Raw genomic sequence first — 26,205 nt, forward strand, 5'->3', positions numbered from 1 at the left:
CGACCTTAACTTGTCAAACTTTACGCCAAAGGTGGGTTTTATAAAAAATCGTTCGCAATAAGCCGTCGTTCCGAGATGCCTGGCGAGGTTTTACAAGGATTATTCCACTCATAAATCATAACCTATCCGGTTATCATAAAGGGCGTGTGTAGGACAGCGTTTTCTGCGGCGAGAAGCGGGAGGGGCGAACCGATACCGAAGGGGATTGTTCCGGCAATTGGATAGATTGCTAACATAGTCTGACGAAAGCTCGCTTATCGTCTGAATAAAGGACAATTCCCGTCCATGTTTGTTCGTCATGCCAGCGAAAGCTGGCATCTCGGGCGTTTGCGCTGCGCGGCTCGAGACCCCAGCTTTCGCTGGGGTGACGAGGGAAAAGTGGCAAATAAGATTTGTACGCAGTCATCAGCTTGGATGTGGCCGGACCAGGCCCCGCGGGCAGTGTCCCCACGCGGCCTCCCTCACGTTCCGCATTGCGCGCGGTGGAGCAGGAACTGGTCGGCCAGCACCAGCGCCATCATCGCCGCGACCACCGGCACGCCGCGGATGCCGACGCAAGGGTCGTGGCGGCCCCTGGTCGAGATGTCGGTGGCCTCGGACTTTCCGTCTTGATCGGGACGGGTGATCGTCGGCACCGGCGTCAGGATCGAGCTGGTCGGCTTGAACGCGGCGCGGCAGGTCACCGGCTGGCCGGTGGCGATGCCGCCCGCCACGCCGCCGGCGTGGTTGGCGAGAAAAACCGGGCCGTCCACGCCCGGCCGCATCGGATCGGCGTTTTGTTCGCCCGACAGGCGCGCGGCGGCGAACCCATCGCCGATCTCCACGCCCTTGACCGCGTTGATGCTCATCATCGCGGCGGCCAGCGAGGCGTCGAGTTTGGCGTAGACCGGCGCGCCCCAACCGGCCGGAACGCCGGTTGCCTCGCAGGCGACGACCGCGCCGAGCGACGAACCGGCCTTGCGTGCGTTGTCGATGAGATTTTCCCAGCGGGCCGCAGCCTCTGGATCGGGACAGAAGAAGGGATTGCTGCCAATGACTTCTGCATCGAAGCGCTCCGGATCGATCCGGTCGCCGCCGAGCTCGTCGGTCCAGGCGCGGATCGTCACGCCGGGAACGATCAACCTCGCCACCGCGCCCGCCGCCACGCGCATCGCGGTCTCGCGCGCGCTCGACCGGCCGCCGCCGCGATAATCGCGAAAGCCATATTTGGCGTCATAGGCATAATCGGCATGGCCCGGGCGATAGGCCTTGGCGACGTCGGAATAGTCCTTAGAGCGCTGGTCGACATTCTCGATCATCAGGCTGATCGGCGTGCCGGTGGTGCGGCCTTCGAATGTCCCGGACAAAATGCGCACTTCGTCCGGTTCGCGCCGCTGCGTGGTGAAGCGCGACGTGCCGGGGCGGCGTGCGTCGAGGAAGGGCTGGATATCGGTCTCGCTCAGCGCGATGCCGGGAGGGCAGCCGTCGACCACGCAGCCGATCGCGGGGCCATGGCTCTCGCCCCAGGTGGTCACGCGCAGGAGATGGCCGAAGCTGTTGTGGCTCATATTTCCCTCTCCCCCGAGGGGGGAGGGGCCGCGCTAGCGATGAATTCCAAACGGTTGCCGAAGGGATCTTCGGTGAAGAAGCGTGCCCGGCCTTCGATGAGGTCGGCTCCGGTGATAGTAGCGCCCATGCTTGCCAGCTTATCTCTCAATGCGGCGAGATCGTCGATAGACAAGGCGATATGAGCCTTTTTGGCTGGGCGAAAGTGCGGATCGACACCGCAATGCAGTTGCAGCGTTTCGAGCGCGAACCAGCAGCCGCCATTGCCGGAAAGATCGGCGGGCTTGGGAAGCTCCCGCAGACCCAGCGCATCTCCGAAAAAATTTCGTGCTGCCTTCTCCCCTCCGAAAGGGATCGCGATCTGGACATGATCGAGCCGGGTGGTCATGGTCCGTGCCTCTCCGGCTCGCCCATGCCGGGCGGGCAGCCGTCGATCACGCAATCGATTGCGGGGGCGTGGCTTTCGCCCCAGGTCGTCACGCGCAGCAGATGGCCGAAGCTGTGGTGGCTCATCGCGCCGTTTCGAGGCGAATGTCGATCGTCACTCGCCAGTGACCGCCCGGTTCACGCAGCCCGCGGCTTGGCTCGGCTGATATCGCCGAAACCTTTTAAAATGCCTTCCACCGAGATGTCTTCGTCTAGCGCATCCCAGTGGATACCGGCGGGGCTCAGTTCATATGCCTTCAACTCATCGCGCGTGGCGTGAAGCAGGCGCGGATACCAGGCGATCGGTACAGACACGATCCGGCCGTCATCGAGCGCGACGCTCATCGCGTCCTCGGTAAATTCCACCCATGTCGGCTCAGGCAAAGAATACATCCCATTCTTCCTCGAATTCATCTCTATGCGTTTGCGCTACCATCACCAGCTTACGCAAGGTGCGGGAGTCAAACCGCTTGTTTCATGCTACCCGAACGATCGGCGTGAGCCAAATCTTGGCTTCGCACCCGTCCTTTCGCACGTGGACATGCGGCGGCTCGAGCGGAATTCCTTCATGGGCGTAGAAAAAGAAGCGAAAACCTTCCAGCTGAGCAGGACCGGCATCAGTCCAGCGCGATGTCGGGCGCGTCCTCGGCCTTCATGCCGATGGTGTGATAGCCCGCGTCGACATGGTGGACCTCGCCGGTCACCCCGCTCGCCAGATCGCTGAGCAGATACAGCCCGGCGCCGCCGACATCCTCGATCGTGACGTTGCGGCGCAGCGGCGAATTGAGCTCGTTCCATTTCAGGATGTAGCGGAAATCGCCGATACCGCTGGCGGCCAGCGTCTTGATCGGCCCGGCGCTCACCGCGTTCACGCGGATGTTCTCGGGACCCAGATCGACGGCGAGATACTGGACGCTGCTCTCCAGCGCGGCCTTGGCCACGCCCATGACGTTGTAATGCGGGATGACCTTTTCGGCGCCGTAATAGGTCAGCGTCAGCACCGCTCCGCCGTTCTTCATCAGCGGCCGCGCGGCGCGGGTGACCGCGACCAGCGAATAGGCGCTGACGTTCATCGTCATCAGGAAATTGTCGAGGCTGGTGTCGACATATTTGCCGCGCAGCTCGTTCTTGTCCGAAAAGCCGATGGCGTGGACGAGGAAGTCGATGCCGTCCCAGCGCTCGGCCAGGGCGGCGAAAGCGGTATCGATAGAGTCCTGCTTGGACGCATCGCAAGGGATGCAGAAATCCGAGCCCAGTTGCTCCGCCAGCGGCCGCACGCGCTTTTCCAGCGCCTCGCCGAGATAGCTGAACGCCAGCTGCGCGCCATGTTCGGCGAGCTTCCGCGCTATGCCCCAAGCCAGCGACTTTTCATTGGCGAGCCCCATGATGAGCCCGCGCTTGCCGTGCATCAGTCCGGTCATGCGTCTTGTTCTCCTTGGCCCCGCTCTACATCGCCCGGGCCTTCATTGGCCAGCGCCGCGTTGAGGTGCGCGCCCGTTACCATGCCGAGCCCGATGAGATAGAAGAAGATCAGCGCGATGATCGCTCCGGCGAGGCTGCCATAGGTCAGATCGTAATTGGTCGCATTGGCCAGAAACAGCGGCAGGATCATGGTCGAGGCGAGCCACCATCCGCTCACCAGCACCGCGCCCGGCCATTTCGGCGAGCCGGAGCCGCGATAACGCCGCGGCGTGATCGAGCGGAACAGGATGTAGAGCGCGGCGAACAGCACGAGGAAGGGGATGATGCGCCCGATGGAGAGAATCCGCGACACGTTCTGCGCCCAGGGGAGATAGGTATAGGCGAACTGTTCCGCGCCGGTCACCAGCACCTGCGTCGAAAAGGCGAGCATCGCCAGGATGACCGCGCCGATGATGATCGCGACCGAACGCAGCCGGTACTGCCAGAACGGCCGCTGCGCCTCGGTGCCGTAGGCATCGTGCAGGATCGCGCGGATCGTTTCGATCAGGCTGCCGGTGGTCCACAGGCCGACCACGGCGCTGAGCCACAGCACCGGACCCGAGCGCGCGGTCATCGCGCTCTCGACCGGGGTGCGCAGCGCGTCGCCGACGCTGCTGGGCACGGTCTGTAGGAAGCTCTGGATCAGATCGAAGCCCAACTGCGTGCGCCCGAAAAAGCCGGCCACGGCGGCGGCGACGATGAAGAAGGCGAACACCGCGAGCAGCGAGAGATAGGCGAAGTTGCCGGCCTGGGTGAAGCCGTCGGTATAGACGCCGACGGCGGTGCGCTTGACCACCTCGACCGTCTTGGCGCCCGGCCGCAGCCGGTGGAACCAGTGCGCCTCGGTCTCCTCGTTCCGCTCGCGCTTGCGGCGGCGCAAGACCGTTCTGCGCCGAGCCTCCGGCGAGAGCGGGCTATGCTCAGACACCCAGCGCGTCCCGGACGCCGCCCGGCGCCTCCCAGCCTTCGACGAATTGCTTCAGCGCGGCGTCGCCTTGCGGAATTTCGATCATCAGCCGCACCAGCTGGTCGCCGCGCCCGCCGCTTTTGGCGCTGAACCCCTTGCCCTTGAGGCGCAGCGTCTTGCCCGAGCTCGATCCGGGCGGCACCGTCAGCATGACCGCGCCGTCCACCGTCGGCACGCGGACCTTGCCGCCGGTTACCGCTTCGGCCAGCGTGATCGGCAGGTCGAGCCGGATGGTGTCTCCGTCGCGCTCGTAAAAAGGATGTCCGCCGATCTGCACGGTGACGATGCCGTCGCCGACGCCGCCCGGCCCCTGCTGGCCTTTGCCCGCGAGCCTTATCTGCTGTCCGTCGACCAGTCCGGCCGGAAGCTTGAGGTCGATGGTCTTGCCGTCGGCCAGCGTGATGCGCTGGTCCTCGCGGGTGGCGGCGTCGGTGAAGCTCACCTGCATGCGATAGGCGATGTTGGCGCCCTTGGCTGGGGGCGCGGAACGGGCACCGGCGCGTCCGAACGGGCTCGATCGCTGCTGGCGCGCGCCGCCGGCACCGCCGAACAGTCCCTCGAACAGATCGCCGAGATCGACCTCCTCGCCAGCCGCGCCCGTGAAGCCGCCCTGCGATCCGGCGGCTCTGCGAAAGCCGCCCCCGGGCCCGGCCTCGCCGCCATAGCCGAACGGCCCGCGCGGATTGCCGTCGCCGTCGATCTCGCCGCGGTCGAACGCCGCGCGTTTGTCTTTGTCGGTCAGCAGATCATAGGCCTGCGTGACCCGGCTGAACCGGTCGGACGCGGCGGGATTGTCCTTGTTCTTGTCCGGGTGCAGCTGCTTGGCGAGCTTGCGATAAGCGGTCTTGATCGCTTTCTCGTCGGCGTCGCGGGATACGCCCAATGTCGCATAGGGATCGGCCATGGCCAGAGAGTTAGGATGCGCAGGCGCCGAGGGCAACAAATGCGTGACGCGCCCGCTCTCGATATATGTCCCCCTTTGGCTCGACCATCACGGCGGCCTTCGCTACAGCGGCGGGCATGGCCGACGATCCCCTTGCCCTGTTCGACCGCTGGTTCGCCGAAGCGCAGGAGTCCGAGCCGAACGATCCCGACGCCATGGCGCTGGCGACCGCCGACGCCGAAGGCCGACCGTCGGTGCGCATGGTGCTGCTGAAGGATCACGGGCCGGACGGCTTCGCTTTCTATACCAATTTGGAGAGCCGCAAGGGCGCCGAACTGACCGCCAATCCGCAGGCCGCGCTGCTGTTTCACTGGAAATCGCTGCGCCGGCAGATTCGCATCGCGGGGCCGGTCGCGCGGGTTTGCGATGCTGTCGCCGATGCGTATTTCGCCAGCCGAGGGCGCGATTCGCAGATCGGGGCCTGGGCTTCGGACCAGTCGCGTGCCCTCGACCGGCGCGGCACGTTCATCAAGCGTTTCGAGCAATATGAGCACGAGTTCCGGGGCCGCGACGTGCTGCGCCCGCCGCATTGGTCGGGCTTTCGGCTGACGCCCGAGCGGATCGAATTCTGGCAGGACCGCGAACACCGGCTGCACGAGCGCCGCCTGTTCCAGCGCGATGGCGATCCTGCAAACGGGGGCTGGAGCGAAGGGCTTCTGTATCCATGATTTTTGGATCGTCATTACGAGCCGCAGGCTTCGTTGCCCTTCGGGCGCCTCGCAATGGCGGGGTGTAAAATGATCGACGCTGCCACCAAAAAACGGCCCGGGCCGCCGCTCAATGTGCGCGCCGCCGTGGCCAGCGTCGCCACCGCGCTGTTCCTGCTCGCACTCAAAAGCTGGGCGGCGGTCGCGACCGGGTCGGTCGCCATGCTCGGCTCGCTCGCCGATACCGCGCTCGATCTGGTCGCCTCGCTCGTGCTGCTGCTGAGCGTGCGCTACGCCGCGATGCCGCCGGACGAGGACCACCGGTTCGGGCACGGCAAGGCCGAATCGCTCGCCGCTTTGTTTCAGGTCGCGCTGATCGCCGTCTCGGCCGCGCTGATCGCCTGGCGCGCGACCGGGCGGCTGATGAGCGGCGCCGTCACGGTCGAGGCGGAATCGGGGATCATCGTGTCGGTGATCGCGATTTTGGCCACCTTTGCGTTGATCGCCTACCAGAAGAGCGTCATCCGGCGCACCGGTTCGGTAGCGATCGCGGCCGACAATCTGCATTATCAGAGCGATCTGCTGCTGAACCTGTCGGTGATCGCCGCACTCGCGATCGACGCGGCGCTGGGCATCGGCTGGGTCGACCCGCTGTTCGGCGTGGCGATCGCCCTGTGGCTGAGCTGGGGCGCGTGGCGCGGCGCGGCGCGCGCGATCGACCAATTGATGGACAAGGAGTGGCCGGACGAAAAGCGGCTGCGCTTCATCGCGGTGGCCCATCGTCATGACGAGCTGAAAAACCTTCACGATCTGCGCACCCGCACCAGCGGCAACCGCGATTTCGCGCAATTCCACGTCGACATGCCCGCGGACATGACGGTAGCGCAGAGCCACGGCATCATCCACCGCGTCGAGGAGGATCTGTGCGCGCATTTCCCCGAAGTGGAGGTATTGATCCACATCGATCCCGAGGGTCATGTCGACGAGCCGGACAATCCGCTGGTCGAGGAGGACCAGTTCAGGAAGCTGGAGGAGGGAGATTAGCGAGCCCCCACCCCTCACAACAGTCTTCCATCCGTTCGTCCCGAGCTTGTCGAGGGCGGTTGTGTCTGCTGCAAACCCGGTGTGACGAAAATCAGAAACAGGTTCTTCCGCGCCCCCTTTTTTCGTCATGCCAGCGAAAGGGCACCCAACAAAGCAGTACTCTGTTGGGACCCGGAAAGCTGGCATCTCAGGCGTCCATGCGATCCGGCCCGAGACCCCAGCTTTCGCTGGGGTGACGAACAAAGGAAACGGGTCTGGAAGGTATATCATTGCTTTTCCGAAGGACTGCCTTTTTCTACTGCAAGGTCGCCAAGCGAAGGGCAGGGCTTCGACAAGCTCAACCCTGACGGTATCTTGATCAAATGGAGCGCTCGATGCCCACCGTGCCCTATTACCACGTAGACGCCTTCGCGGACCGGCCCTTCACCGGCAACCAGGCGGCGGTGATGCTGCTCGAAAGCTGGCCGGAGGACGCCGTGCTGCAGGGAATCGCGGCGGAGAACATGTTCGCCGAGACCGCTTTTTTGCTGCCGGGCGAAGACGATGCCGATTACGAGCTGCGCTGGTTCGCTCCGCAGGTCGAGATCGCGCTGTGCGGCCATGCCACGCTGGCGAGCGGCCATGTCGTGCTGAGTGCGCTGCTGCCGGACCGCGACAGCGCGCGGTTCGCCACACGGCGCGCCGGCCTGCTCGAGGTGACGCGCGGCGGCAATCGCTACGCGCTGTCGCTGCCGGCCTATCGCGCCGAGCCGGCGCCGTTCGACGCGGCGGTGGCGCTGCTGGGCGCGGCGCCGGAAGAGGTGGCGCGTCATCCCGGCGGCTACGACGTCTTCCGCTATGCCGGCGCCGATCAGGTCCGCGCGCTCGATCCGGACCTGCGCGGCCTCGCCGGCCTGGGCGACATGCTGTTCATCTGCACCGCGCCGGGCGAGGAGACCGACGTGATCAGCCGCGTGTTCGTGCCCGGCGCGGGTATCGACGAGGACCCGGTGACCGGGGCCGCCCATGCCGTGCTGACGCCGTTCTGGTGCGACCGGCTGGGCCGCGAGGAATTCACCGCGTTTCAGGCGAGCGCGCGCGGCGGTCATTTGACCTGCCGCCGCGCAGGCGACCGGGCGGTCTTGGGCGGCAGTTGCGTGACCGTGGTGGAGGGGACGTTCCGTTTCTAGAAACCCTCTCCCGTTTACGGGAGAGGAGCGAGACTTGGTCGGCGCGAAGCGGCGACCTAGTCGCAGCGGTGAGGGGAAACCCCACAAAGTACCACTTTGTGGGGACCCCGGTGAGGGGAAACCCCACAAAGTACCACTTTGTGGGGACCCCGGTGAGGGCCGCCCCGGCAGCGCCGACCCATCGCTGGCGCTGGCGCGCCACCCACCCTCATCCCCCCGCTTTCGCGAGGGCAGGCAACTTCGCCCCGGATTAAATCCGGGGCTGCGTATCCTTCTCCCGCCCGGGCGGGAGAAGGCTCTCATTTCCCCACCGGGAACAGATTCGCCACGCGCCCCAGTTGGTCGCGCACCGCCTGGCGCTCTTCGTCCTGCGTCTTGCCGAGCCGCACGACCGTCAGTCCCTGCTGCGGCGAGACGATGACATATTGGCCGAGATGCCCGAGCGCGGCGAAGGCGCTCGGCGGGGCGGCGTCCGGGAACAGGATCGGCAGGCCGTCCGCCCCGGCGCGCGCGTTCAGCCAGATATGGCCGCCATAGACCGCGTTGGCGGGGGACGGCGTGCGCATGAACGCGATCCATTTGCGCGGGATCAGCTGCGCGCCGCCGATCGATCCGCCGGTGCGCAGGAACTCGCCGAATCTGGCCCAGTCGCGCGCGGTGGCGTGCATGATCGATCCGCCGATCAGCGTGCCCGCGCGGTCGAACTCCAGCACCGCGCTGGCCATGCCCAGCGGTTCGAACAACCGCCCCTGCGCGAAACGCCGCACCGCCTCCATGCGGATGCGCGGGTCCTTGCTGGCGGTCAGTTCGCGCGCGACGATGTCGCCCAGGATCACCGTGGTCGCCGAGCTATATTCGAATTTCTCGCCGGGCCGCGCCTCCATCGGGCGGCTCTCGGCATAGCGCGCCATGTCGTCGGCGCCGTCCGTGAACAGCATGCGCGGCGTGTCGCCGTCGTAGATTTCGCCGGGCTGATCGGGGTCCAGCCCCTCGGTGTGGTCGAGCCCGCTCGCCATGTGCAGGAGGTGGCGCAGCGTGATGTCGCGGCGCGGATCGCCCGGGCTCTGCCATTCGGAGATCGGCGCGGGATCGTCCAGCCGCAGCCGCCCGTCGGCCACGAGCATGCCGATCAGCACCGCCGTCACGCTCTTTTCCATCGACCAGCCGATCAGCGGCGTCGCGGACGAATAGCCGGGCGCGTAGCGCTCGGCGACGACATGGCCGTAGCGCATCACCACGAGCGCGCGCGTTTCGGCCATCGCGGGATCGGCGAACAGCGGGTCGATCCGGGCGTCGAGCGCGGCCCGGTCGACCGGGCTGTCGGCCGCGATATAGTCGCAGCGCGCATCGCAGGGCGGCGGCGCGGCGACCGGTTCGGGCGCGTCTGGCCCGCACGCGGCGAGCAGCATCAGCGGCGCGAAAGCGGTTGCGAGGGCGAGCGATTTGTTCCTAGGCATGGGCCGATGACCTGCACCAGCGAAACCCGCCATGACAAGCCCTGAAGCCCGCCCCGCGCGCTCTGGGCCACGCCCGTGGTGGCACCGGCCGCTGATCGGACTCGGCGCGCTCGTCTCGATCGTCATGCTGCTGCTGGCGTTCAACTGGTCGCATCTGTCGAAACAGGCCGAGCTCGGCGCGCGCTACACCGCGCGGGTCGCCTGCTCGTGCCGCTATGTCGAAGGCCGCGACCTGGCGAGCTGCGAGACCGACCGGGAGCCGGGCACCGAGATCGTCTCGCTGCGCGACGATCCGCCGGCCGAGCGGGTGTTCGCCTCGGTCCCATTCCTGGCCGAGGCGGCGGCGGAAAAACGTGGGCGTTTCGGCTGCGTGCTGATGACCCCGACGGAACTGGATGCGGTCGACTGAGCGCCGCGTAAGGTGACACGAGTGACGGGACTGGGGCCGCGAAATTCGGTCCAACCGTGGCTCGCAAGCGATGGATGGAGGGCGTTTCTGCGCATTGGAAAAGATAGAATTCTCGATCATTGCATGAGAACATAGAGGAAACATTGGATGTAGGACAGCATTCAAGGCAAGGATTTGCAAGGTAGCTTGAACAAAAGGCGATCATGTGCTTTGCAAACCCAGTCGGATGGAAATTCAGAAACAGCATAGCCCCTCCTTTCTTTGTACGTCATGCCAGCGAAAGCTGGCATCTCAGGCCTCATGGCGATCCCGCCCGAGACCCCAGCTTTCGCTGGGGTGACGAAAAAATGAAACGGATTTGCAAGGTACGTAATCGCCAAACGATAAGCCTCGTCGCTCCTGCGAAGGCGGGAGCCTGTCCCATCTATCGTTGGTGCTGAAAGGACAGTCGGATAGCCCCCCGCCCCCGCTGGGGCGCCGGTGGATTACCCGAGAATTGGATGGCGAACAGGCGAGCCCCGTTCGCAGCTTCGCGCTACGCCGCCACCACCGCTTCCACCGCCGCTTCCACCGCCAGCGTGCGTTCGATCCAGCCGCCGCCGAGAACCCGCGTGCCGCGGTAGAGCACCGCGGCCTGCCCCGGCGACACGCCATATTCGGGCGTGTCGAACAACACCCGGTCGCCCTCCAGCCGCACGGGCACCGGTTTGGCCAGCGAGCGCACCTTGGCCGTCAACGCACCATCGACGCTGCCGCCGATCCAGTTGATCGCCGACAGTTCGGCCCCCGCCACGCCGAGCGCGGCCTTGGGACCGACGACGACACGGCGCTGCTCCGCGTCGATCCGCACCACATAGAGCGGCTCGGCCTGCCCGCCGATGTCCAGCCCGCGGCGCTGGCCGACGGTGTAATGGATGATGCCCTTGTGTCGCCCCAGTTCGCGGCCTTGAAGGTCGACGATCGCGCCTTCCTCGCCCGCCTCGGGGCGCAGCTTGCGCACGATCTTGGCATAATCGCCGTCGGGAACGAAACAGATGTCCTGGCTGTCGGGCTTGGCCGCGACGGGCAGGGCGACCGCGCGCGCCAGTTCGCGCACCGCGGCCTTGGGCATGCCGCCCAGCGGAAAGCGCAGATAATCCAGCTGGTCCTGCGTGGTGGCGAACAGAAAATAGCTCTGGTCGCGCGCCGGATCGGCGGCGCGGTGCAGCTCGGCGCCCTGATCGCCCATCATGCGGCGCACATAATGGCCGGTGGCCAGGCAATCGGCGCCAAGCTCGCGCGAGAGCTTCAGCAGGTCGGTGAACTTCACGCCCATATTGCACTGCACGCAGGGAATCGGCGTGCGGCCCTGCGCGTAATCGTCGGCGAACTGCTCGATCACCGAATCGCGGAAGCGGCTTTCATGATCGAACACATAATGGGCGATGCCCAGCCGATCGGCCACCGCGCGCGCATCGCGGATATCCTGGCCCGCGCAGCAGGACCCGGTGCGCCGGACCGCGGCGCCATGATCGTAGAGTTGCAGCGTCACGCCGATCGTTTCCGCGCCCGACCGCGCGGCCAGCGCGGCCACCACCGAGCTGTCGACGCCGCCCGACATGGCCACGACGATGCGCTTGCCCCTGAGATCGTCCCCCAGCTGGAAATCGGCGGTGTCGGTCATGACGCTTCCTCTAGCGGGGCGGCGGGTGCTTTGCCAGTGCTGCCCGAGGCAGGCTCGGAGAGCGGACCTCCGCGCCCGTTCATCAAGCCTAACGCGATCTGAACCCGGCTTTTACCGAAGCTTATTCTCTGCCGCCTAGAGACGGGGTCATGGACCTATCCTCTCCCCAACAGTTCGACCGGGCGGCGGCGCAGCTCGCGGCGATCGATTATCCGACGCTGCGGGCGATGCTGGTCGCGCGTTTTATCGCGCGGAATGCGCGTTCGCGGCGATCCGCGGCGCCGTGCCGTCATGCCGGAACGATCGCCGAGCGACTCGACTTTTTCGCCGGCCGAATCGATTCCGCAGTTCGTCCGAGCGGACCTTTCGCGCCGCTCGCCGGGTTCGTGCCGAATGGTAAAAAGCGCGTTTACCTTGGCGCTTCAACATCTGGCAGGGACCTGGCGTCTAAGACGCTTTCCACACAAGGTGCCACAGCTGCGGCGCCTTTCGGGGACACGCCATGATCGAGAATCAGAAAATCAAGCCGGCCCAGGTCATCGGCCCGCTCGGTGAGCCGCTGACCATCGCCGATCTGCCACCGGTCGCCACCCGCCGCTGGGTGGTCCGACGCAAGGCCGAGGTCGTGGCGGCGGTCAATGGCGGGCTCCTCAGCGTCGACGAGGCGTGCGAGCGCTACGATCTGACGCTGGAGGAATTTGCCGGCTGGCAGCGCGCGGTCGACCGCTCGGGCATGCCGGGTCTGCGCGTCACCCGCATCCAGCATTATCGCGATCTCTACGAGCGCCAGCAGAAATATTGACGGCGGATTGCGGCCAGCCGCCGCGCGCTATCGTACACGAAGGCGCTGACATACTTCGCCAACCCTTCCCGCGTTCGTCACCCCAACGAAAGCCGGGGCCATGGGCCGGATCGCCATGACATCCGAGATGCCAGCTTTCGCCGGCATGACGAACAAATATAGTGTCTGGTTATGAATTCGTCCCTCTTTTCGTCATTGCTAGGAGCCGGAGACGACGAATCCTGGCCCGAGCAAGTGCAAGCACTCAGTCGAAGGGCGAGCGGATACAGCGCCGCAACGGCTCTGGATCGGTTCGCCTGTGCCGGAGTGGGCTTTTCGTTATGCTTGCGGAACTTTCCTCCGGCCCGGCGATTGAACCTCCCAGAAAGACAGACTTGCAAGTTCGGCAAGTCTAAAGGCAGGAGGAATGAATTATGGGCTGGATTGTAGCAATCATCGTAGGCGGCATCATCGGCTGGCTCGCCAGCATGGTCATGGGGCGCGACGCTTCCATGGGTATTTTCTGGAATATCATCGTCGGCCTGATCGGCGCGTTGATCGGAGGCTGGCTGGGCTCGGTTCTGCTCGGGGTCGATTCGACGTTGACGACCTTCAGCATTCCGGGACTGCTGATGTCCTTTGTGGGCGCCGTTATCCTGCTGGCGATCGCCAACCTGATCCAGCGCCGCCGCATCCGCTGAACAGCGGATCATCTCGACCTGAACTTGACAGGGGCCGCGGTGCGGCCCCTTTTTTTCGTTCAGGCCCTTGCTCGGTTCAGAGGCGGTTCAGCGCATCCGGTCTCACGTCGTTCGTCGAACCTCGGCCAGCGCCTACCCAATTTCTTTTCCCAATCGGGATCTTGGCGCTAAGCGCGATCTGCGTAATTTTATGCACGGATCCGACGGTCCGCGTTGAGCTTGCGGCAACTGAGTTATTGAGCTAATACAGCTCCGCTTGAAGGCTCATCAGGGCCAGCGAGGGGCGAACGGGCAGATGGCAATGAATTACGAATCCACGATTTCGCACGACATGAATTCGGATGCTGGGGAAGCGCCCGGCATCGTCGGCGCACAGGAGGAGCGACATGCGCGCCGCCGCAAGCGTATAATCATCGTGGCGGTGATCGGCGTCGTGCTGCTGCTCGGTCTGCTCGGCTATTTTCTCAGCGGCGGTAAAAAGGCGGCTGCCGGCGATACCCCGGCCGAAGCGGCGGCGGGCGGCGGCGAGCAGGCGCCGGTGGTCACCGTGGTCGCGCCCGGCAGCAACACCGTGGTCAGCGCGATCAACGCCAGCGGCACGATCGCCGCGCGCTTCGACACGCCGGTGGGCGTGGTCGGCGAGGGCGGGCGCGTCGTCAAGGTATACGTCAACGCCGGCGACTGGGTGAAGCAGGGCCAGATCTTGGCGAGCATCGACCGCTCGGTGCAGAACCAGCAGGTCAGCGGACTGCAGGCCCAGATTTCCGTGGCGCAAGCCAATCTCGATCTTGCCGAGTCGCAGCTCGGCCGCGCCTTGCAGCTGGTCGATCGCGGGTTCATCAGCCAGGCCGATGTCGACCGGTTGACCGCCGAGCGCAACCGCGCGCAGGCGCAGCTTCGCGTGGCGCGCGCTTCGGTGGGCGAGGCGCAGGCGCGCAACGCCCGTCTGAGCGTGGTCGCCCCGACCAGCGGCATCATCCTCGAACGCACCGTCCAGCCCGGCCAGACGGTGACCCAGGGCTCCGGCGATCTGTTCCGCATGGCTACGGGGGGGGAAATGGAAATGCAGGCGCTGCTGAGCGAGAACGATCTGGCCAGCCTCAGCGTGGGCGTGCCCGCCGAGGTGACGCCGGTCGGCACCAGCACAGCGCTGAACGGCAGGGTATGGCAGGTCGCGCCGACGATCGATCCGCAGACCCGCCAGGGCATTGCCCGGATCGCGCTGAGTTACGACAAAGCGCTGCGCCCGGGCGGTTTCGCCAACGCGACGATCCGCGCGGGCGCGGTGTCCGCTCCGGTGCTGCCCGAAAGCGCCGTGCAGAGCGACGACAAGGGCAATTACGTCTATATTGTCGGCGACGGGAACAAGGTCGTCCGCCGCCCGGTCACGATCGGTACCGCCACGGCGCAGGGCCTGACCATCGCGAGCGGGCTCAGCGGCACCGAGCTGGTGGTGCTCTACGCGGCCGGTTTCCTCAATCCGGGCGAAGCGGTGCAGCCGCGCCGCCAGGCCAGCGCGTCGGCGCGGGGCGGCGCCGATGCCGCGTCCCCGAGCCCGCCGGCCGCGAAGGCGCCGGAAACGCCCGCGGCCAAGGCCGGTCGGTAAGCGCTCATGAATTTCCGCAACATCTCGGCTTGGTCGATCCGCAACCCGGTGGTGCCGATCGTCTTGTTCATCGGCCTGACGCTGGCGGGCATATTGAGCTTTGCCCGAATGGACATCGTCAATCAGCCGGATGTCGAATTCCCGGCGGTGACCGTCAGCATCTCGCAGCCCGGCGCCGCCCCGACCGAGATCGAGAACCAGGTCACCCAACTGGTCGAGTCGGCGGTGCGCAGCATCAACGGCGTCAAGAACATCAATTCGACCGCGTCGGAGGGCAACAGCACCACCTTCATCGAGTTCGAGATCGGCATTGACGCGAACAACGCGGTGAACGAGGTCAGCAACGCGATAGACCAGATCCGCGGTTCGCTGCCGGACGGGATCATCGAGCCGCGCGTGCAGAAGGAAAACGTCACCGGCGGCGGTCCGCTCGGCATCTATGCGGTCGAAGCCAAGGACATGACGCTGGAGCAGCTCAGCTGGTTCATAGACGATACCGTCGCCAAGCGGCTGCTCGCGGTCGAGGGCATGGCCGAAGTCGGCCGCTTCGGCGGGGTCGACCGCGAAATCAGCGTGGTGCTCGATCTGCCGAAGATGCAGGCGCTCGGTGTGACCGCGAGCCAGATCAACGGCGCGCTTCGCCAGACCAATATCGATGCCGCGGGCGGCCGCGCGCAGATCGCCGGATCGCGTCAGTCGGTGCGCATTCTGGGCAATGCCGACGACGCCTTTGCGCTGTCGCAGACCCGCATTCCGCTCGGCGACGGGCGCGTCATCGCGCTGGGCGACGTCGCCAAGGTTTCCGACGGTTATTCGGAGCGCACTTCGATCAGCAAGGTGCGCGGAACCGAGGTGGTGAACTTCTACATTTCGCGCGCGCGCGGCGCTTCGGACGTCACCGTCTATGACGGCGCGCAGGATGCGATCAAACAGCTCAAGGAAGAAAACCCCGGCATCAAGATCATCGAACTTACCACCAGTGTCGATTACACCAAGGACCAGTATACCAGCTCGATCCATGCGATGATCGAGGGCGCGGTACTCGCAGTGATCGTGGTGTTCCTGTTCCTGCGCGATTGGCGCGCTACTTTGATCTCCGCGCTTGCCATCCCGCTGTCCGCGATCCCGACCTTCTGGTTCATGGACCTGCTGGGATTCAACCTGAATTTTCTCTCGCTGCTCGCGCTCGGTCTGGTGGCAGGCGTGCTCGTCGATGACGCGATCGTGGAGATCGAGAATATCGTGCGGCATATGCGCATGGGCAAATCCGCCTATCAGGCCTCCATCGACGCCGCCGACGAAATCGGCTTGGCCGTCGTCGCCACCACCTTCTCGATCGTGGCGGTGTTTCTGCCCGTCGGCCTGATGCCCGGCATCTCCGGTGAATTCTTCAAGAATTTCGGCATCACCGTAGTGGTGGCGGTTCTGATCAGCCTGGCGGTGGCGCGCATGATCACGCCGATGGTCGCCGCCTATTTTATCGAAGCCAAAGGGCGCGCCAGTCACGGCGAGGGCTGGTTGATGGACCGCTATATGGGCATTCTGCGCTGGTCGCTCGACGAACGCAACGCGCTGCGTTTTCGCGAAAATGGCGGGATCGTTCGCAAATTTCTCAGCCTGTTTCTAGACCACCGCGTCTGGATGACGATGATTGCCGGGGCCGCCCTGGTGATGACCGTCGGCCTGCTGATGACCATCCCGCAGCAATTCGAACCCAATGTCGATAGCGACGACAGCCGGGTGATGATCGAGATGGTCCCCGGCACCACGCTGGAGCAGACCGAGGCGGTGGCGGACCGCGTCGCCGACATTCTCTACGCACAGCCCGAGGTTGCCCTGGCGCTGGAACGCGTGCGCGAGGGTGATGCGACCCTCTATATCGATCTGAAGCCGGACCGGGCGCGGACGTCGACCGAGTTCGAACGCCAGACCGCGCCCCTGCTGCAGAATATTCCGGATGCGCGCGTTTCCTTCGGCGCGCAGAATGGCGGCGGCGGCGGTACGGGCCGCGAGATTTCGGTGATGCTGACCGGCTCCAATGCGGAGCTGCTCAACAAGACCGCGTCCACGCTGGTGCAGCAGATGCAGGCGCTCAAGACGATCCAGGGGCCGCGCATCGCCGCCGATCTCAAGCGGCCGGAGCTGATCATCTCGCCGCGCACGCAACTGGCCGCCTCGCTCGGCGTCACGACCGCTGCGCTCAGCCAGGCGATCCGCATCGCGACCCTTGGTGAGATCGACCAGAACAGCGCCAAATTCTCGCTGTCCGACCGGCAGATCCCGATCCGCGTGATGCTGCCCCAATCCTCGCGCGAGAGCCTGTCGACGATCGAGAACCTGCCCGTGCCGATGGCGGCGGGCGGCTCGGTACCGCTCTCGCGCGTCGCCGATATCCGCTTCGGCTCGGGCCCGACGACGATCCAGCGCTACAACCAGCAGCGCCGCGTGTTCGTGGGGGCGGACCTGGCGCCCGACGTCGTGACCGGCACAGCCTATGCGGAAATCAACGCGCTGCCGATCATGACCAACCTGCCGCAGGGTGTCGCCAACGAAGCGTTCGGCGCGCAGGAATGGCAGGCCGAACTGATCACCAACGTCATCATTGCCGTGATCGCCGGCATATTGCTCGTCTTCGCGGTGCTCGTGCTGCTCTACAAGCGCTTCATGTCGCCGCTGGTCAACATGGGCTCGCTTTTGCTGGCGCCGCTGGGCGGACTGATCGCGCTGCTGATCGTCGGCCAGCCGATGTCGATGCCGGTGTATATCGGGCTGCTCATGCTGCTCGGCATCGTCGGCAAGAATTCGATCCTGCTGATCGATTTCGCGCTGGAGGAGATGCATGCCGGCAAGGAGAAGTTTGCGGCGATCATGGAGGCGGGCCACAAACGCGCGCAGCCGATCGTGATGACCACCGTGGCGATGACCGCGGGCATGGTGCCGACGGCGCTGTCGCTCGGCGGCGACGGCGCCTGGCGCGCGCCGATGGGCACCACGGTGATCGGCGGGTTGATCCTGTCCACGGTGCTCACCTTGCTGATCGTGCCCGCGAGCTTCAGCCTGGCGGACAGTATCGAAAAACGCATGGGCGGCTGGTTCGGTAATATCCTGACTTACCGGCCGGGCGACCGCGAACGCTCGCTCGACCCGCATTACGATGGGTCACGGCAACAGGGCGAAGCCGGCGGGGTCCAGCCGGCCGAATAGCCGCATGTGCTTGGCAAGCACCGGTCCGCTAGGCTAACCGGCGCATATGAAGCGTATCGGTCGATCAGCGGCGATGGCCGGAACGCCGGCGGAGGCCGAACGCCTGGCGGCCTTCAAGCGGATGCGCCGCATTGCCACCGGTCTTCTTGTCCTGATGGCGGGCGTTTTCTTCGCGGCAAGGTCGCTCGAGCCATTCCATCCCGGCTGGGGGTATCTGCGCGCTTTTGCCGAAGCCGGCATGGTCGGCGGACTGGCGGACTGGTTCGCGGTCACCGCGCTGTTCCGCCACCCGCTCGGCCTGCCGATTCCGCACACCGCGATAATCCCGCGCAACAAGGACCGGATCGGCGAGACGCTGGCCGCGTTCCTGCGCGACAATTTCCTGATCCCCGCCGTGGTCGCGCGGCGGCTCAGCAGGATCGACGTGGCTGGGGCAGCCGGGCGCTTCCTGACGCATCCCAGCTCTGGCGAAGGGCGCATGCGGCGCGGTGCCTCGCGGCTGATCGGCGATGTGGTGGAGGCGCTCGATCAGGAACGGCTGGGCGGCATGGTCAAGTCGGCGCTGCGCGGGCAGCTGGAAAAGATCGACGTCGGGCCCATGCTCGGCCAGATGCTCGGGGCGATGATCGACAGCAAGCGGCATCTGCCGCTGATCAGCGCGGGTATTCGCTGGGCCGCGCTGACGCTCGACGACAACGAGCATCTGATCCGGGCGATGGTGCACGAGAAATCGAACAGCATCCTGCGCTGGACCGGCCTCGACGAGACGCTGGCCAACGCCATCGTCGGCGGGCTGCAGAAACTGCTGATCGACATGGACGGCGATCCCGATCATGCGCTGCGCGCGCGGGTCGAGGAAGGGCTGGCGCGGCTGGCGCACGATCTCTGCCACGATCCCGAAATGGCGGAGCGCGTGGCGCGAATGAAGGCGGAGCTGCTCGCCAATCCGGCGGTGTCCGACTGGATCGGCGGATTGTGGGAACAGGGGCGCAAGGCGCTGCTCGCCGCCGCGCGCGATCCCGATGCGGCGATGGCCGGGCGGCTGGGCGAGGCGCTCTCGCAATTCGGACATACGTTGCAGGACGATCCGCTGCTCAAACGCCAGATCAACCGCTTTGCGCGCCGCGCGATCACCGGCACGACCTCGGCCTATGGCGACAATATCGTGCGGCTGGTGTCCGATACGGTGCGCGGCTGGGAGGCGCGGACGATCACCGACCGAGTGGAAACCGCGGTCGGCCGCGACCTGCAATATATCCGCATCAACGGCACGCTGGTCGGCGGGCTGGTGGGGGTGGCGATCCATCTGGTGGACGGGCTGGTTTAGGGCGGATATTTCCTCTCCCGTTTCACGGGAGAGGAGCGAGACTTGACGGTTTACCGCTTAGTCGCAGCGGTGAGGGCGCCCCCGGCAGCATCGACCTATCGATGGCGCTAAGCCGCGCCAACCACCCTCATCCAACTTCAGCTAGGCGCGTCGCGCCAAGCTTTCGTATCCTTCTCCCGCCTTGGCGGGAGAAGGAGAATTACCGCCCCAGCAGCACCCGGGCTTGCCCCGCGATCTGCGCGAGCATCGGCACGCTGGCGACGGCTTGTTTCTGCGCCCGTTCCATCAGCGAACGGAACTGCTCGATCCGGTCCTCCCGGCCATGTGCCCAGTTGTCGACGAACTGCGCCAGGTCCTTGGACCGCGCGCGGCGTAAAAAGTCGAGCCGCATCTGCTGGAAATCGCGCGCCAGGCCCGCCGCCAGCAGCCGTTCCCACGGATCGGCGGGGACCATGCGGTTGGCCGTGGTCTGCGCCCAGCCGAGGCCGAGCATGTCGCCGATCTTGATGAACGCCGCGCCGACATCGCGCACGGCGATATCGCGCTGCTGCGCCAGATCGGCGATGCCGATCGCGCCGTCGGCCTTGTACAGATGGGTGACCTTTTCGGCGAGCTCGGTCGGCGCGCCCTGTTCCACCATTTGCTCGGTCTGCCGGCGCGCCAGATCGCAGGCGCGTTCGGACAGCAGTTCGTCGACATCGACGGTAAGCTTGCCCACGCCGTCGGACAGTTCGCTGACGATCTCGCCGATCGGCTTGGCGGCGTGATCGGTGCGCAGGAGATCGGCGATATGCGAACGCGCGGCAAGCGCGGCCAGATCGAACAGATTGAGCCGCGTCGTCTCGTCCATCTCGGCAAAATCGAGTTCGTTCCAGATATCCTGCAGCCCGAACAGGCGCTCGACCACGATGAAGGCGTTGGCGACATCGCCGGGCGAGCAGCCTTCCTCCTCGGCCAGCTCGAACGGATAGATGATGTTGAGCCGGTTGACCATGCGGTTGGCGATCCGCGTGGCGATGATCTCGCCGCGCAGCCGGTGCTCCAGGATCGCCTTGCGATGGGGGGCGCGCATTTTTTCGGGGAAGGCGGTCAGCAACTCGTCGTCGAGCGAGGGATCGTCCAGCTTCAGCGTGCTCTCGATCGAATCCTGCAGCGCCAGCTTGCCGGTGGCGAGCAAGACGGCAAGTTCGGGGCGGGTCATGCCCTCCTGATCCTGGCCGCGGCGCAGCAGCTCCTCATTGCCGGGCAGTCCCTCGACGATGCGGTCCAGCTTGCCGTCGCCCTCGAACGTCTCGATCAGCCGAACATAACTCGGCAGACCCTCGGTGCCGTCATTCTCCGCGATCGAAATGCCCAGCGCCTGGTGGCGATTGTCCTCGAGCACGATCTCGGCGACGGCGTCGGTCATGGATTTGAGGAGCGCGTTGCGCTTGTCGTCCTTCAGCGTGCCCGCGCGCAGCTCGGGGTTGAGCGCGATCTTGATGTTCACTTCCTTGTCCGAACAGTCGACGCCCGCGCTGTTGTCGATGAAATCGGCGTTGATGCGGCCACCCTTCAGGTCGAAGGCGATCCGCCCCGCTTGCGTGACCGCCAGATTGGCGCCCTCGCCGATCACCCGGACGCCCAGCTCTTCGGCATCGACGCGGATCGGATCGTTGGCCGGATCGCCGACATCGATCGAGCTTTCGACCCTGGCCTTCACATAGGTGCCGATGCCGCCGAACCAGAGCAGGTCCGCCTTCATCCGCAGGATCGCCGACATCAGCGTGGCGGGATCGACCGTATCGCTCTCGATCGCCAGCATCTCGCGCACGGGTTTGGACAGCTTGATGCTCTTGTCCAAGCGGGCGAACACGCCGCCGCCCCGGGAAATCAGCTTCTTGTCGTAATCGTCCCAGCTCGATCGCGGCAGATCGAACAGGCGCTTGCGTTCTTCCCAGCTCTTGCCCGGATCGGGATCCGGATCGAGGAAGATGTGGCGATGGTCGAACGCGGCGACCAGCAGAATCGCTTTCGACAGCAGCATGCCGTTGCCGAACACGTCGCCCGACATGTCGCCGACGCCGCAGACGCGCACGGTCTCTTCCTGCACGTCCACGCCCATTTCGGCGAAGTGGCGCTGGACCGAAATCCACGCGCCCTTGGCGGTGATGCCCATCGCCTTGTGGTCGTAGCCGTTGCTGCCGCCGCTGGCGAAGGCGTCGCCCAGCCAGAAGCCATGCTCGATCGCGATGGCGTTGGCGGTGTCCGAAAAGCTCGCCGTGCCCTTGTCCGCGGCGACCACGAAATAAGGGTCCTCGCCGTCGCGGATCACGACATTCTCGGGATGCACCACTTTGTCGTCGACGATGTTGTCGGTGACCGAGAGCAGCGTGCGGATAAAGCTCTTGTAGCATTCGGTGCCTTCGGCGATCCAGGCATCGCGGTCTTCGGCCGGATTGGGCAGGCGCTTGGGGAAAAAGCCGCCCTTGGCCCCCGTCGGCACGATCACCGCGTTCTTGACGCGCTGCGCCTTCATCAGGCCCAGAATCTCGGTGCGGAAATCATCGCGCCGGTCGGACCAGCGGATGCCGCCACGCGCGATCGGGCCGGCGCGCAGATGGATGCCCTCGACGCGCGGCGAGTAAACGAAAATCTCGCGCCATGGCACCGGCGCCGGAAGCCCGGGGATCGCGTGGCTGTCGATCTTGAAGCCCAGCGCCTCTGCCGCGCTCGGCGCAAAGGCGTTGGTGCGCAACACGGCGAGCGCGACGGCGCGCAAGGTGCGCAGGATGCGATCCTCGTCGATCGCCGCGACGTTCAGCAGTAGCTCGTCGATCGCCTCGCTGGCGGCCTCGCTCTCGGCCTCGCGGTCGCCGGTGAAGGCGGGATCGTGGCGCACGCGGAACAGATGGATCAGCTGGCGTGCGATACCGGGCGCGCGCGACAGGCTGTCGATCACCGTCTGCATCGAATAGCTCATGCCGGTCTGGCGCAGATAGCGGAACCAGGCGCGCAGCCAGACCACCGCTTCGGGTTCGAGCGCGGCGGAGATGATCAGGCTGTTGAACGGATCGTTCTCCACGCTGCCGTCGATTTCGGCGGTGATCGCGCGCTCGATCGTCTCGGCGCGCTCGACCAGCGCCTCGGCCTTGCCGGCATCGCGCACGCCGAGCAGGAAGTCGTGGATAAAAGCGAAGTCGCCATCTCCGAGCGGGGAGGGGATTTCGCCGAGGACGACAAAACCGAAATCCTCGAGCACCGGCACCGCATCGCTGAGCGGCAGCGCGCCGCCCAGATGATAGAGCTTGAGGCGCAACTGATGATCCCGGTCGCCTTCCAGCCGATACAGGCGCGCGCCGCGGCGGTTGTCGTCGTCCAGTGCGTGCAGACGCAGGATATCGGCCGCCGCTTCATGCGGGTTGTAGGCGCTGCGGTAGGTCGCTCCGAAATTATCGGCGTAACGCAGCGACAAGGCGGCGGCGCGCTTCTCGTCGATCATCTCGGCCAACGCCGATTCGACCGCAGGCTGCCAGCCGCGCACCATGCGCTTGAGCTTGTCGTCCAGCGCGTCGTCGTCGATCACCGCGTTGCGGTCGGCCAGGTTCAGCGTGAAACGCAGGAGGGCGACCTGCCCGTCCTCGAGCGAAATCGACCAGCTGAGCAGCGTGCCATCGGCGCTGCGCTTCAGCATCTCCTCGATCGACACGCGCATCGAAGTCGAGACATCGTCACGCGGCAGCCAGACGAATACGAACAGGTGGCGCCCGAGCGGCGAACGCGTGGTCAGCAATTTGGGCCGCGGCCGATCGGACAGCGACATGTTGGTGAGAACGATGCGTTCCAGATCGGATAGCGCAAAGGTGATCAGAAGATCGTGCGGAAGCGACGTCAGCGCGTGGCTGAGCGACTTGCCGGCATGGCCCGACGGATCGAAGCCGAACTTGTCCATCAGGCTGGCGAGATGCGCGCGCAGCACCGGGATGCGATTGGGCGGGGTCGCCAGCGCCGCGCTGGTCCATAGCCCGGCGTGCAGCGATAGCCCCGTGATCTTGTCGCCATCGCGCAGCGGCGTCAGCACGAGATCGAGCAGCACCGAGCGATGTACCGTCGAAACGCGGTTGGACTTCATGAGGAGCGGGAGGCCTTTGCCCTCGTCGAACCATTTGAACGCGCGGTCGCGCGCCTCGTCCGACAGGATCTGCTCATCGTCGACGCGCGCGATGCCGAGCCGGTCCGAGCGCGTGCCGTCGCGCGCGATGTGCTCGTGCGCGACCAGCGTTAGATTGCGGTCGAGGAACCAGCGCAGCAGCGCGCTGCCGTCGCCGTCGGGCAGCGCATCGGCGTCCTCGCCCATCGCCACCTGCAGCTTGAGCCAATCCTCGACTCCGCCGCGCACATCGCGCAGCACGTCGCGCAACTTTGCTTCGAGCGCCCGGCGCTGCTTGGCGTCGACCCGCTCGATCTCGATATAGATGAAACTCTCGCTGCGGTCGGGACCGCCGCGTTCGGCGCGGATCGCTTCGAGCTTGCCGGACTTGCCGCGCTCGACCGTCAGCACCGGATGGATCAAGCGATAGATGGCGATGCCCTGTTCGGCGATGGCATTGGCCACCGAATCGACCAGGAACGGCATGTCGTCATTGACGATGGCGAGGCGCATGAGTCGCAGCCCCTCGGGGCCCGTCAGACCGTCCATGGCGAGCGCGGGTTCGCCGCTCTGGCGCCCGGCGGCGGTGCGCAGGACGAACTCGGCGGCCGCGCGGCAGGCGTCGTCGTCGAAATTCTCGTCTTCGCCGGGAAGCGCGCTCGCCCGGAAGGCGGTGCCCAGGGCATCGAGGAGCGCCGGATCGACGTCCTCCTTTCCGGATCGCGTCTGTTCGCCGTCAGCCATGCCGTTCCTCGCCGTCCTCGTCCTGGTTCGAAGCGCTTCGATTGCCGCGCTATGCGCCGTGTAATTTTATTACTCAACCCCTGTGGCGCGCCAGAGTTGCACCCCCATCGTCTTGCTCCGCGTCCGCCCGCCCGCTAGCGTCCGGCTCCGACCGAGGGAGGGCGCTTATATGCTGACGACATGGTTCAGGATTCCGCTGTGGCAGCGCGTCATCGCCGCGCTGGTGCTCGGCATCGTCACCGGGCTCGTCTGGGGACCCGGCTCCGAGAGCATCAAGATCGTCGGCGATATCTTCATCGCCTCGATCAAGATGCTGGTCGTTCCGCTGATTTTCTTCTCGCTCGTCTCCGGCGTCGCCGCGATCGGCGACCTGCGCAAGCTCGGCGCCGTGGGAGGACGCGCGCTGCTGCTGTTCGTCGTCACCGGACAGATCGCGGTGTGGCTCGGCCTGGCGCTGGGCACGCTCGTTCAGCCGGGCATCGGCGTCGACACCGCCAATATCGAAATGGGCCCGGTGCCCGAACCCGCGGCGGGCGGCTGGCGCGAGATGGTGCTGTCGATCGTCCCGCAGAGCCCGGTGCAGGTGATGGCCGACGTCAACGTGCTGCCGCTGATCGTGTTCGCGCTGCTGATCGGCGTGGGCATATTGATGGCCAAGGAAGACGGCGAACCGGTCGGCCGGATTTTCGATTCGGGCTCGATCGTGATGCAGAAGGTCACCATCGTGGTGATGGAACTGACCCCGTTCGGCGTGTTCGCGCTGATGGCCTGGGTCGCGGGCAATCTGGGCTATGACGCGCTGATCGCGCTCGCCAAGCTGGTCGGGCTCAACTATCTCGGCTGCCTGCTGATCATCTTCGTGATGTATTCGGCGATGATCAAGTTCCTCGCCAAGCTGCCGGTGATCGATTTCTTCCGCGGCATCATCGATGCGATGGCGGTGAGCTATTCCACCGCCTCGTCCAACGCCACGCTGCCGGTCACGATGCGCTGCGCCGAACGCAATCTCGGCGTATCGCCCAGCGTCTCCAGCTTCGTGCTGTCGCTGGGCGCGACGATCAACATGAACGGCACCGCGATGTATCTGGGTCTCGCCACCCTGTTCGGGGCGCAGGTGTTCGGGGTCGATCTCGGCTGGTTCGATTATGTCATGATCTCGGTCACCGCCACATTGGGCGCGATCGGCGCGGCGGGCATTCCGGGCGCGGGCCTGATCATGATGGCGCTGGTGTTCGGCACCGTCGGCGTGCCGCTGGAGACGATCGCCTTCGTGGCGGGTGTCGACCGGATCATGGACATGATGCGCACGACGACGAACGTCAGCGGCGACGCGACGGTGGCCACGGTGGTGGCGCACATGACCGGCGAACTGGACCGCGCCGAGCTGATCAGCGCGGACGATGTGTGATCAACTGATCAGTGCGGCGTGATGGTCTTGCGCATCATGGAGTACACGCTGAATTCGCAATGTGGCACCTGTGAAATCGTAAAAGATGACGTGCCGTTTGTACCGGAAGCTGCGGATTGTACCATCAAGATCGCTGCGGAGTGCGCCGATAAACGGCATCTGCTGGAGCAGTGCTAAACATCGGTCGATGCCCTCGAGATAAGCGTCGGCGATGTCGGGACCGAAGGTCTGTTCGCTATATATCAGGATGCTTTCCAGATCGGCGGCAGCGGCCTGGCTGATACGGAGCGGCAAAAGCCGGTCAGCGATTTTTCCGAGCTTCCGCAATGATGGAGGCAATCGTCTTGTCGCTGTCTGGCGACTGACGTCCGATCTCGATCTCCGCGACCAGATTGCGGCGTTTCGCTTCATAATCCTGATCACGGCGCAGCAGGTCGCGCATATAGTCGCTGGTGCTGCTGTAGCGGCCTTCGGCCACGCGCGCTTCGGCCCAGTCTTTGAGACGGTCAGGTACGGAAATGTTCATCTGTGCCATACGCGCTATTATAGAGAATTGCTCTAGAATTGACAATAG

24 protein-coding genes are annotated in these 26,205 nt (G+C 65.4%); 11 read left to right on the plus strand and 13 right to left on the minus strand.

The window, feature by feature from the left end:
- Nucleotides 1-461: 461 nt before the first annotated feature.
- The 8 genes from aroC to ACOQPC_RS02670 all read right to left on the minus strand — a co-directional run bounded on the left by aroC (nucleotide 462) and on the right by ACOQPC_RS02670 (nucleotide 5,303).
- Complete coding sequence (gene aroC, locus ACOQPC_RS02635) at nucleotides 462-1,547, minus strand: chorismate synthase (protein WP_420607117.1); 1,086 nt, start codon at nucleotides 1,545-1,547, stop codon at nucleotides 462-464.
- Nucleotides 1,544-1,933 carry a VOC family protein gene (locus ACOQPC_RS02640; RefSeq protein ID WP_420607118.1) on the minus strand — a complete coding sequence of 130 codons (390 nt, stop codon included), beginning with the start codon at nucleotides 1,931-1,933 and terminating at the stop codon, nucleotides 1,544-1,546. Before ACOQPC_RS02640 ends, aroC begins: the two co-directional genes overlap by 4 nt.
- On the minus strand, nucleotides 1,930-2,058 hold the full coding sequence (locus ACOQPC_RS02645) for a chorismate synthase (protein WP_420607119.1): 129 nt from the start codon (nucleotides 2,056-2,058) through the stop codon (nucleotides 1,930-1,932). The genes ACOQPC_RS02640 and ACOQPC_RS02645 overlap by 4 nt, the downstream gene beginning before the upstream one ends.
- A 51-nt stretch (nucleotides 2,059-2,109) precedes the next feature.
- Entirely contained in the window at nucleotides 2,110-2,316 is a 207-nt protein-coding gene (locus ACOQPC_RS02650) for a DUF2442 domain-containing protein (RefSeq protein ID WP_420607120.1), read from the minus strand.
- Between the two features lie 130 nt (nucleotides 2,317-2,446).
- Nucleotides 2,447-2,572: a DUF4160 domain-containing protein gene (locus ACOQPC_RS02655; protein WP_420608049.1), complete on the minus strand. Its 126-nt coding sequence runs from the start codon at nucleotides 2,570-2,572 to the stop codon at nucleotides 2,447-2,449.
- A gap of 16 nt (nucleotides 2,573-2,588) precedes the next feature.
- Nucleotides 2,589-3,392, minus strand: a complete 804-nt coding sequence (gene fabI / locus ACOQPC_RS02660; protein ID WP_420607121.1) for an enoyl-ACP reductase FabI — start codon at nucleotides 3,390-3,392, stop codon at nucleotides 2,589-2,591.
- Nucleotides 3,389-4,312: a YihY/virulence factor BrkB family protein gene (locus tag ACOQPC_RS02665; protein ID WP_420607122.1), complete on the minus strand. Its 924-nt coding sequence runs from the start codon at nucleotides 4,310-4,312 to the stop codon at nucleotides 3,389-3,391. Before ACOQPC_RS02665 ends, fabI begins: the two co-directional genes overlap by 4 nt.
- Before the next feature lie 40 nt (nucleotides 4,313-4,352).
- A complete protein-coding gene (locus tag ACOQPC_RS02670) occupies nucleotides 4,353-5,303 on the minus strand; it encodes a DnaJ C-terminal domain-containing protein (RefSeq protein WP_420607123.1) in 951 nt (316 codons plus the stop codon).
- A gap of 116 nt (nucleotides 5,304-5,419) precedes the next feature.
- On the opposite strand from ACOQPC_RS02670, the gene pdxH reads away from it, so the two are divergent.
- From pdxH to ACOQPC_RS02685, 3 genes are all read left to right on the plus strand, one after another.
- Entirely contained in the window at nucleotides 5,420-6,010 is a 591-nt protein-coding gene (pdxH, locus tag ACOQPC_RS02675) for a pyridoxamine 5'-phosphate oxidase (RefSeq protein ID WP_420607124.1), read from the plus strand.
- Nucleotides 6,011-6,079: 69 nt separating this feature from the next.
- Entirely contained in the window at nucleotides 6,080-7,033 is a 954-nt protein-coding gene (locus ACOQPC_RS02680) for a cation diffusion facilitator family transporter (protein ID WP_420607125.1), read from the plus strand.
- 374 nt (nucleotides 7,034-7,407) lie between these two features.
- Entirely contained in the window at nucleotides 7,408-8,202 is a 795-nt protein-coding gene (locus tag ACOQPC_RS02685; RefSeq protein WP_420607126.1) for a PhzF family phenazine biosynthesis protein, read from the plus strand.
- Between the two features lie 299 nt (nucleotides 8,203-8,501).
- On the opposite strand, the gene ACOQPC_RS02690 is transcribed toward ACOQPC_RS02685, so the two are convergent.
- Nucleotides 8,502-9,659, minus strand: a complete 1,158-nt coding sequence (locus ACOQPC_RS02690) for a serine hydrolase domain-containing protein (RefSeq protein WP_420607127.1) — start codon at nucleotides 9,657-9,659, stop codon at nucleotides 8,502-8,504.
- A 31-nt stretch (nucleotides 9,660-9,690) separates the two neighbouring features.
- Here ACOQPC_RS02690 and ACOQPC_RS02695 point away from each other — a divergent pair, with 31 nt between their 5' ends.
- Complete coding sequence (locus ACOQPC_RS02695; protein ID WP_420607128.1) at nucleotides 9,691-10,068, plus strand: hypothetical protein; 378 nt, start codon at nucleotides 9,691-9,693, stop codon at nucleotides 10,066-10,068.
- Between the two features lie 535 nt (nucleotides 10,069-10,603).
- Here the strand turns inward: ACOQPC_RS02695 and mnmA are convergent.
- Complete coding sequence (mnmA, locus tag ACOQPC_RS02700) at nucleotides 10,604-11,731, minus strand: tRNA 2-thiouridine(34) synthase MnmA (protein WP_420607129.1); 1,128 nt, start codon at nucleotides 11,729-11,731, stop codon at nucleotides 10,604-10,606.
- A 149-nt stretch (nucleotides 11,732-11,880) separates the two neighbouring features.
- Here mnmA and ACOQPC_RS02705 point away from each other — a divergent pair, with 149 nt between their 5' ends.
- The 6 genes from ACOQPC_RS02705 (at nucleotide 11,881) to ACOQPC_RS02730 (ending at nucleotide 19,350) form a co-directional block, all read left to right on the plus strand.
- Nucleotides 11,881-12,237, plus strand: coding sequence for a hypothetical protein (locus tag ACOQPC_RS02705; RefSeq protein ID WP_420607130.1), 357 nt, complete (start codon nucleotides 11,881-11,883; stop codon nucleotides 12,235-12,237).
- Entirely contained in the window at nucleotides 12,234-12,533 is a 300-nt protein-coding gene (locus ACOQPC_RS02710; protein WP_420607131.1) for a DUF1153 domain-containing protein, read from the plus strand. Before ACOQPC_RS02705 ends, ACOQPC_RS02710 begins: the two co-directional genes overlap by 4 nt.
- Nucleotides 12,534-12,946: 413 nt before the next feature.
- Nucleotides 12,947-13,213, plus strand: a complete 267-nt coding sequence (locus ACOQPC_RS02715; RefSeq protein WP_420607132.1) for a GlsB/YeaQ/YmgE family stress response membrane protein — start codon at nucleotides 12,947-12,949, stop codon at nucleotides 13,211-13,213.
- 301 nt (nucleotides 13,214-13,514) lie between these two features.
- Nucleotides 13,515-14,819, plus strand: a complete 1,305-nt coding sequence (locus ACOQPC_RS02720; protein ID WP_420607133.1) for an efflux RND transporter periplasmic adaptor subunit — start codon at nucleotides 13,515-13,517, stop codon at nucleotides 14,817-14,819.
- 6 nt (nucleotides 14,820-14,825) lie between these two features.
- Nucleotides 14,826-18,023, plus strand: a complete 3,198-nt coding sequence (locus ACOQPC_RS02725; RefSeq protein ID WP_420607134.1) for an efflux RND transporter permease subunit — start codon at nucleotides 14,826-14,828, stop codon at nucleotides 18,021-18,023.
- A gap of 73 nt (nucleotides 18,024-18,096) precedes the next feature.
- Nucleotides 18,097-19,350 (plus strand): DUF445 domain-containing protein, encoded by a 1,254-nt coding sequence (locus ACOQPC_RS02730; RefSeq protein WP_420608050.1) that lies wholly within the window; start codon nucleotides 18,097-18,099, stop codon nucleotides 19,348-19,350.
- A 199-nt stretch (nucleotides 19,351-19,549) separates the two neighbouring features.
- Here ACOQPC_RS02730 and ACOQPC_RS02735 read toward each other — a convergent pair whose 3' ends face one another.
- Nucleotides 19,550-24,223: an NAD-glutamate dehydrogenase gene (locus ACOQPC_RS02735; protein ID WP_420607135.1), complete on the minus strand. Its 4,674-nt coding sequence runs from the start codon at nucleotides 24,221-24,223 to the stop codon at nucleotides 19,550-19,552.
- 169 nt (nucleotides 24,224-24,392) lie between these two features.
- Between ACOQPC_RS02735 and ACOQPC_RS02740 the strand changes: the two genes are divergently transcribed.
- The gene (locus ACOQPC_RS02740; protein WP_420607136.1) at nucleotides 24,393-25,631 is read left to right on the plus strand and encodes a dicarboxylate/amino acid:cation symporter; all 1,239 of its coding nucleotides are present in this window, start codon (nucleotides 24,393-24,395) and stop codon (nucleotides 25,629-25,631) included.
- Here ACOQPC_RS02740 and ACOQPC_RS02745 read toward each other — a convergent pair whose 3' ends face one another.
- Nucleotides 25,632-25,958, minus strand: a complete 327-nt coding sequence (locus ACOQPC_RS02745) for a type II toxin-antitoxin system RelE/ParE family toxin (protein WP_420607137.1) — start codon at nucleotides 25,956-25,958, stop codon at nucleotides 25,632-25,634.
- Nucleotides 25,933-26,166, minus strand: coding sequence for a type II toxin-antitoxin system ParD family antitoxin (locus tag ACOQPC_RS02750; RefSeq protein ID WP_420607138.1), 234 nt, complete (start codon nucleotides 26,164-26,166; stop codon nucleotides 25,933-25,935). The genes ACOQPC_RS02745 and ACOQPC_RS02750 overlap by 26 nt, the downstream gene beginning before the upstream one ends.
- Nucleotides 26,167-26,205: the final 39 nt, after the last annotated feature.

The sequence above is a fragment of the Novosphingopyxis sp. genome (genome assembly GCF_965218915.1).
In the GTDB taxonomy this organism is placed as follows: domain Bacteria; phylum Pseudomonadota; class Alphaproteobacteria; order Sphingomonadales; family Sphingomonadaceae; genus Novosphingopyxis.

What these genes read in the sequence shown, in the direction of transcription:
- aroC (WP_420607117.1), bottom strand. Translation starts at nt 1,547, where the DNA reads ATGAGCCACAACAGCTTCGGCCATCTCCTGCGCGTGACCACCTGGGGC.
- ACOQPC_RS02640 (WP_420607118.1), bottom strand. Translation starts at nt 1,933, where the DNA reads ATGACCACCCGGCTCGATCATGTCCAGATCGCGATCCCTTTCGGAGGG.
- ACOQPC_RS02645 (WP_420607119.1), bottom strand. Translation starts at nt 2,058, where the DNA reads ATGAGCCACCACAGCTTCGGCCATCTGCTGCGCGTGACGACCTGGGGC.
- ACOQPC_RS02650 (WP_420607120.1), bottom strand. Translation starts at nt 2,316, where the DNA reads ATGAGCGTCGCGCTCGATGACGGCCGGATCGTGTCTGTACCGATCGCC.
- fabI (WP_420607121.1), bottom strand. Translation starts at nt 3,392, where the DNA reads ATGACCGGACTGATGCACGGCAAGCGCGGGCTCATCATGGGGCTCGCC.
- ACOQPC_RS02670 (WP_420607123.1), bottom strand. Translation starts at nt 5,303, where the DNA reads ATGGCCGATCCCTATGCGACATTGGGCGTATCCCGCGACGCCGACGAG.
- pdxH (WP_420607124.1), top strand. Translation starts at nt 5,420, where the DNA reads ATGGCCGACGATCCCCTTGCCCTGTTCGACCGCTGGTTCGCCGAAGCG.
- ACOQPC_RS02680 (WP_420607125.1), top strand. Translation starts at nt 6,080, where the DNA reads ATGATCGACGCTGCCACCAAAAAACGGCCCGGGCCGCCGCTCAATGTG.
- ACOQPC_RS02685 (WP_420607126.1), top strand. Translation starts at nt 7,408, where the DNA reads ATGCCCACCGTGCCCTATTACCACGTAGACGCCTTCGCGGACCGGCCC.
- ACOQPC_RS02690 (WP_420607127.1), bottom strand. Translation starts at nt 9,659, where the DNA reads ATGCCTAGGAACAAATCGCTCGCCCTCGCAACCGCTTTCGCGCCGCTG.
- ACOQPC_RS02695 (WP_420607128.1), top strand. Translation starts at nt 9,691, where the DNA reads ATGACAAGCCCTGAAGCCCGCCCCGCGCGCTCTGGGCCACGCCCGTGG.
- mnmA (WP_420607129.1), bottom strand. Translation starts at nt 11,731, where the DNA reads ATGACCGACACCGCCGATTTCCAGCTGGGGGACGATCTCAGGGGCAAG.
- ACOQPC_RS02705 (WP_420607130.1), top strand. Translation starts at nt 11,881, where the DNA reads ATGGACCTATCCTCTCCCCAACAGTTCGACCGGGCGGCGGCGCAGCTC.
- ACOQPC_RS02710 (WP_420607131.1), top strand. Translation starts at nt 12,234, where the DNA reads ATGATCGAGAATCAGAAAATCAAGCCGGCCCAGGTCATCGGCCCGCTC.
- ACOQPC_RS02715 (WP_420607132.1), top strand. Translation starts at nt 12,947, where the DNA reads ATGGGCTGGATTGTAGCAATCATCGTAGGCGGCATCATCGGCTGGCTC.
- ACOQPC_RS02720 (WP_420607133.1), top strand. Translation starts at nt 13,515, where the DNA reads ATGAATTACGAATCCACGATTTCGCACGACATGAATTCGGATGCTGGG.
- ACOQPC_RS02725 (WP_420607134.1), top strand. Translation starts at nt 14,826, where the DNA reads ATGAATTTCCGCAACATCTCGGCTTGGTCGATCCGCAACCCGGTGGTG.
- ACOQPC_RS02730 (WP_420608050.1), top strand. Translation starts at nt 18,097, where the DNA reads ATGGCCGGAACGCCGGCGGAGGCCGAACGCCTGGCGGCCTTCAAGCGG.
- ACOQPC_RS02735 (WP_420607135.1), bottom strand. Translation starts at nt 24,223, where the DNA reads ATGGCTGACGGCGAACAGACGCGATCCGGAAAGGAGGACGTCGATCCG.
- ACOQPC_RS02740 (WP_420607136.1), top strand. Translation starts at nt 24,393, where the DNA reads ATGCTGACGACATGGTTCAGGATTCCGCTGTGGCAGCGCGTCATCGCC.
- ACOQPC_RS02750 (WP_420607138.1), bottom strand. Translation starts at nt 26,166, where the DNA reads ATGGCACAGATGAACATTTCCGTACCTGACCGTCTCAAAGACTGGGCC.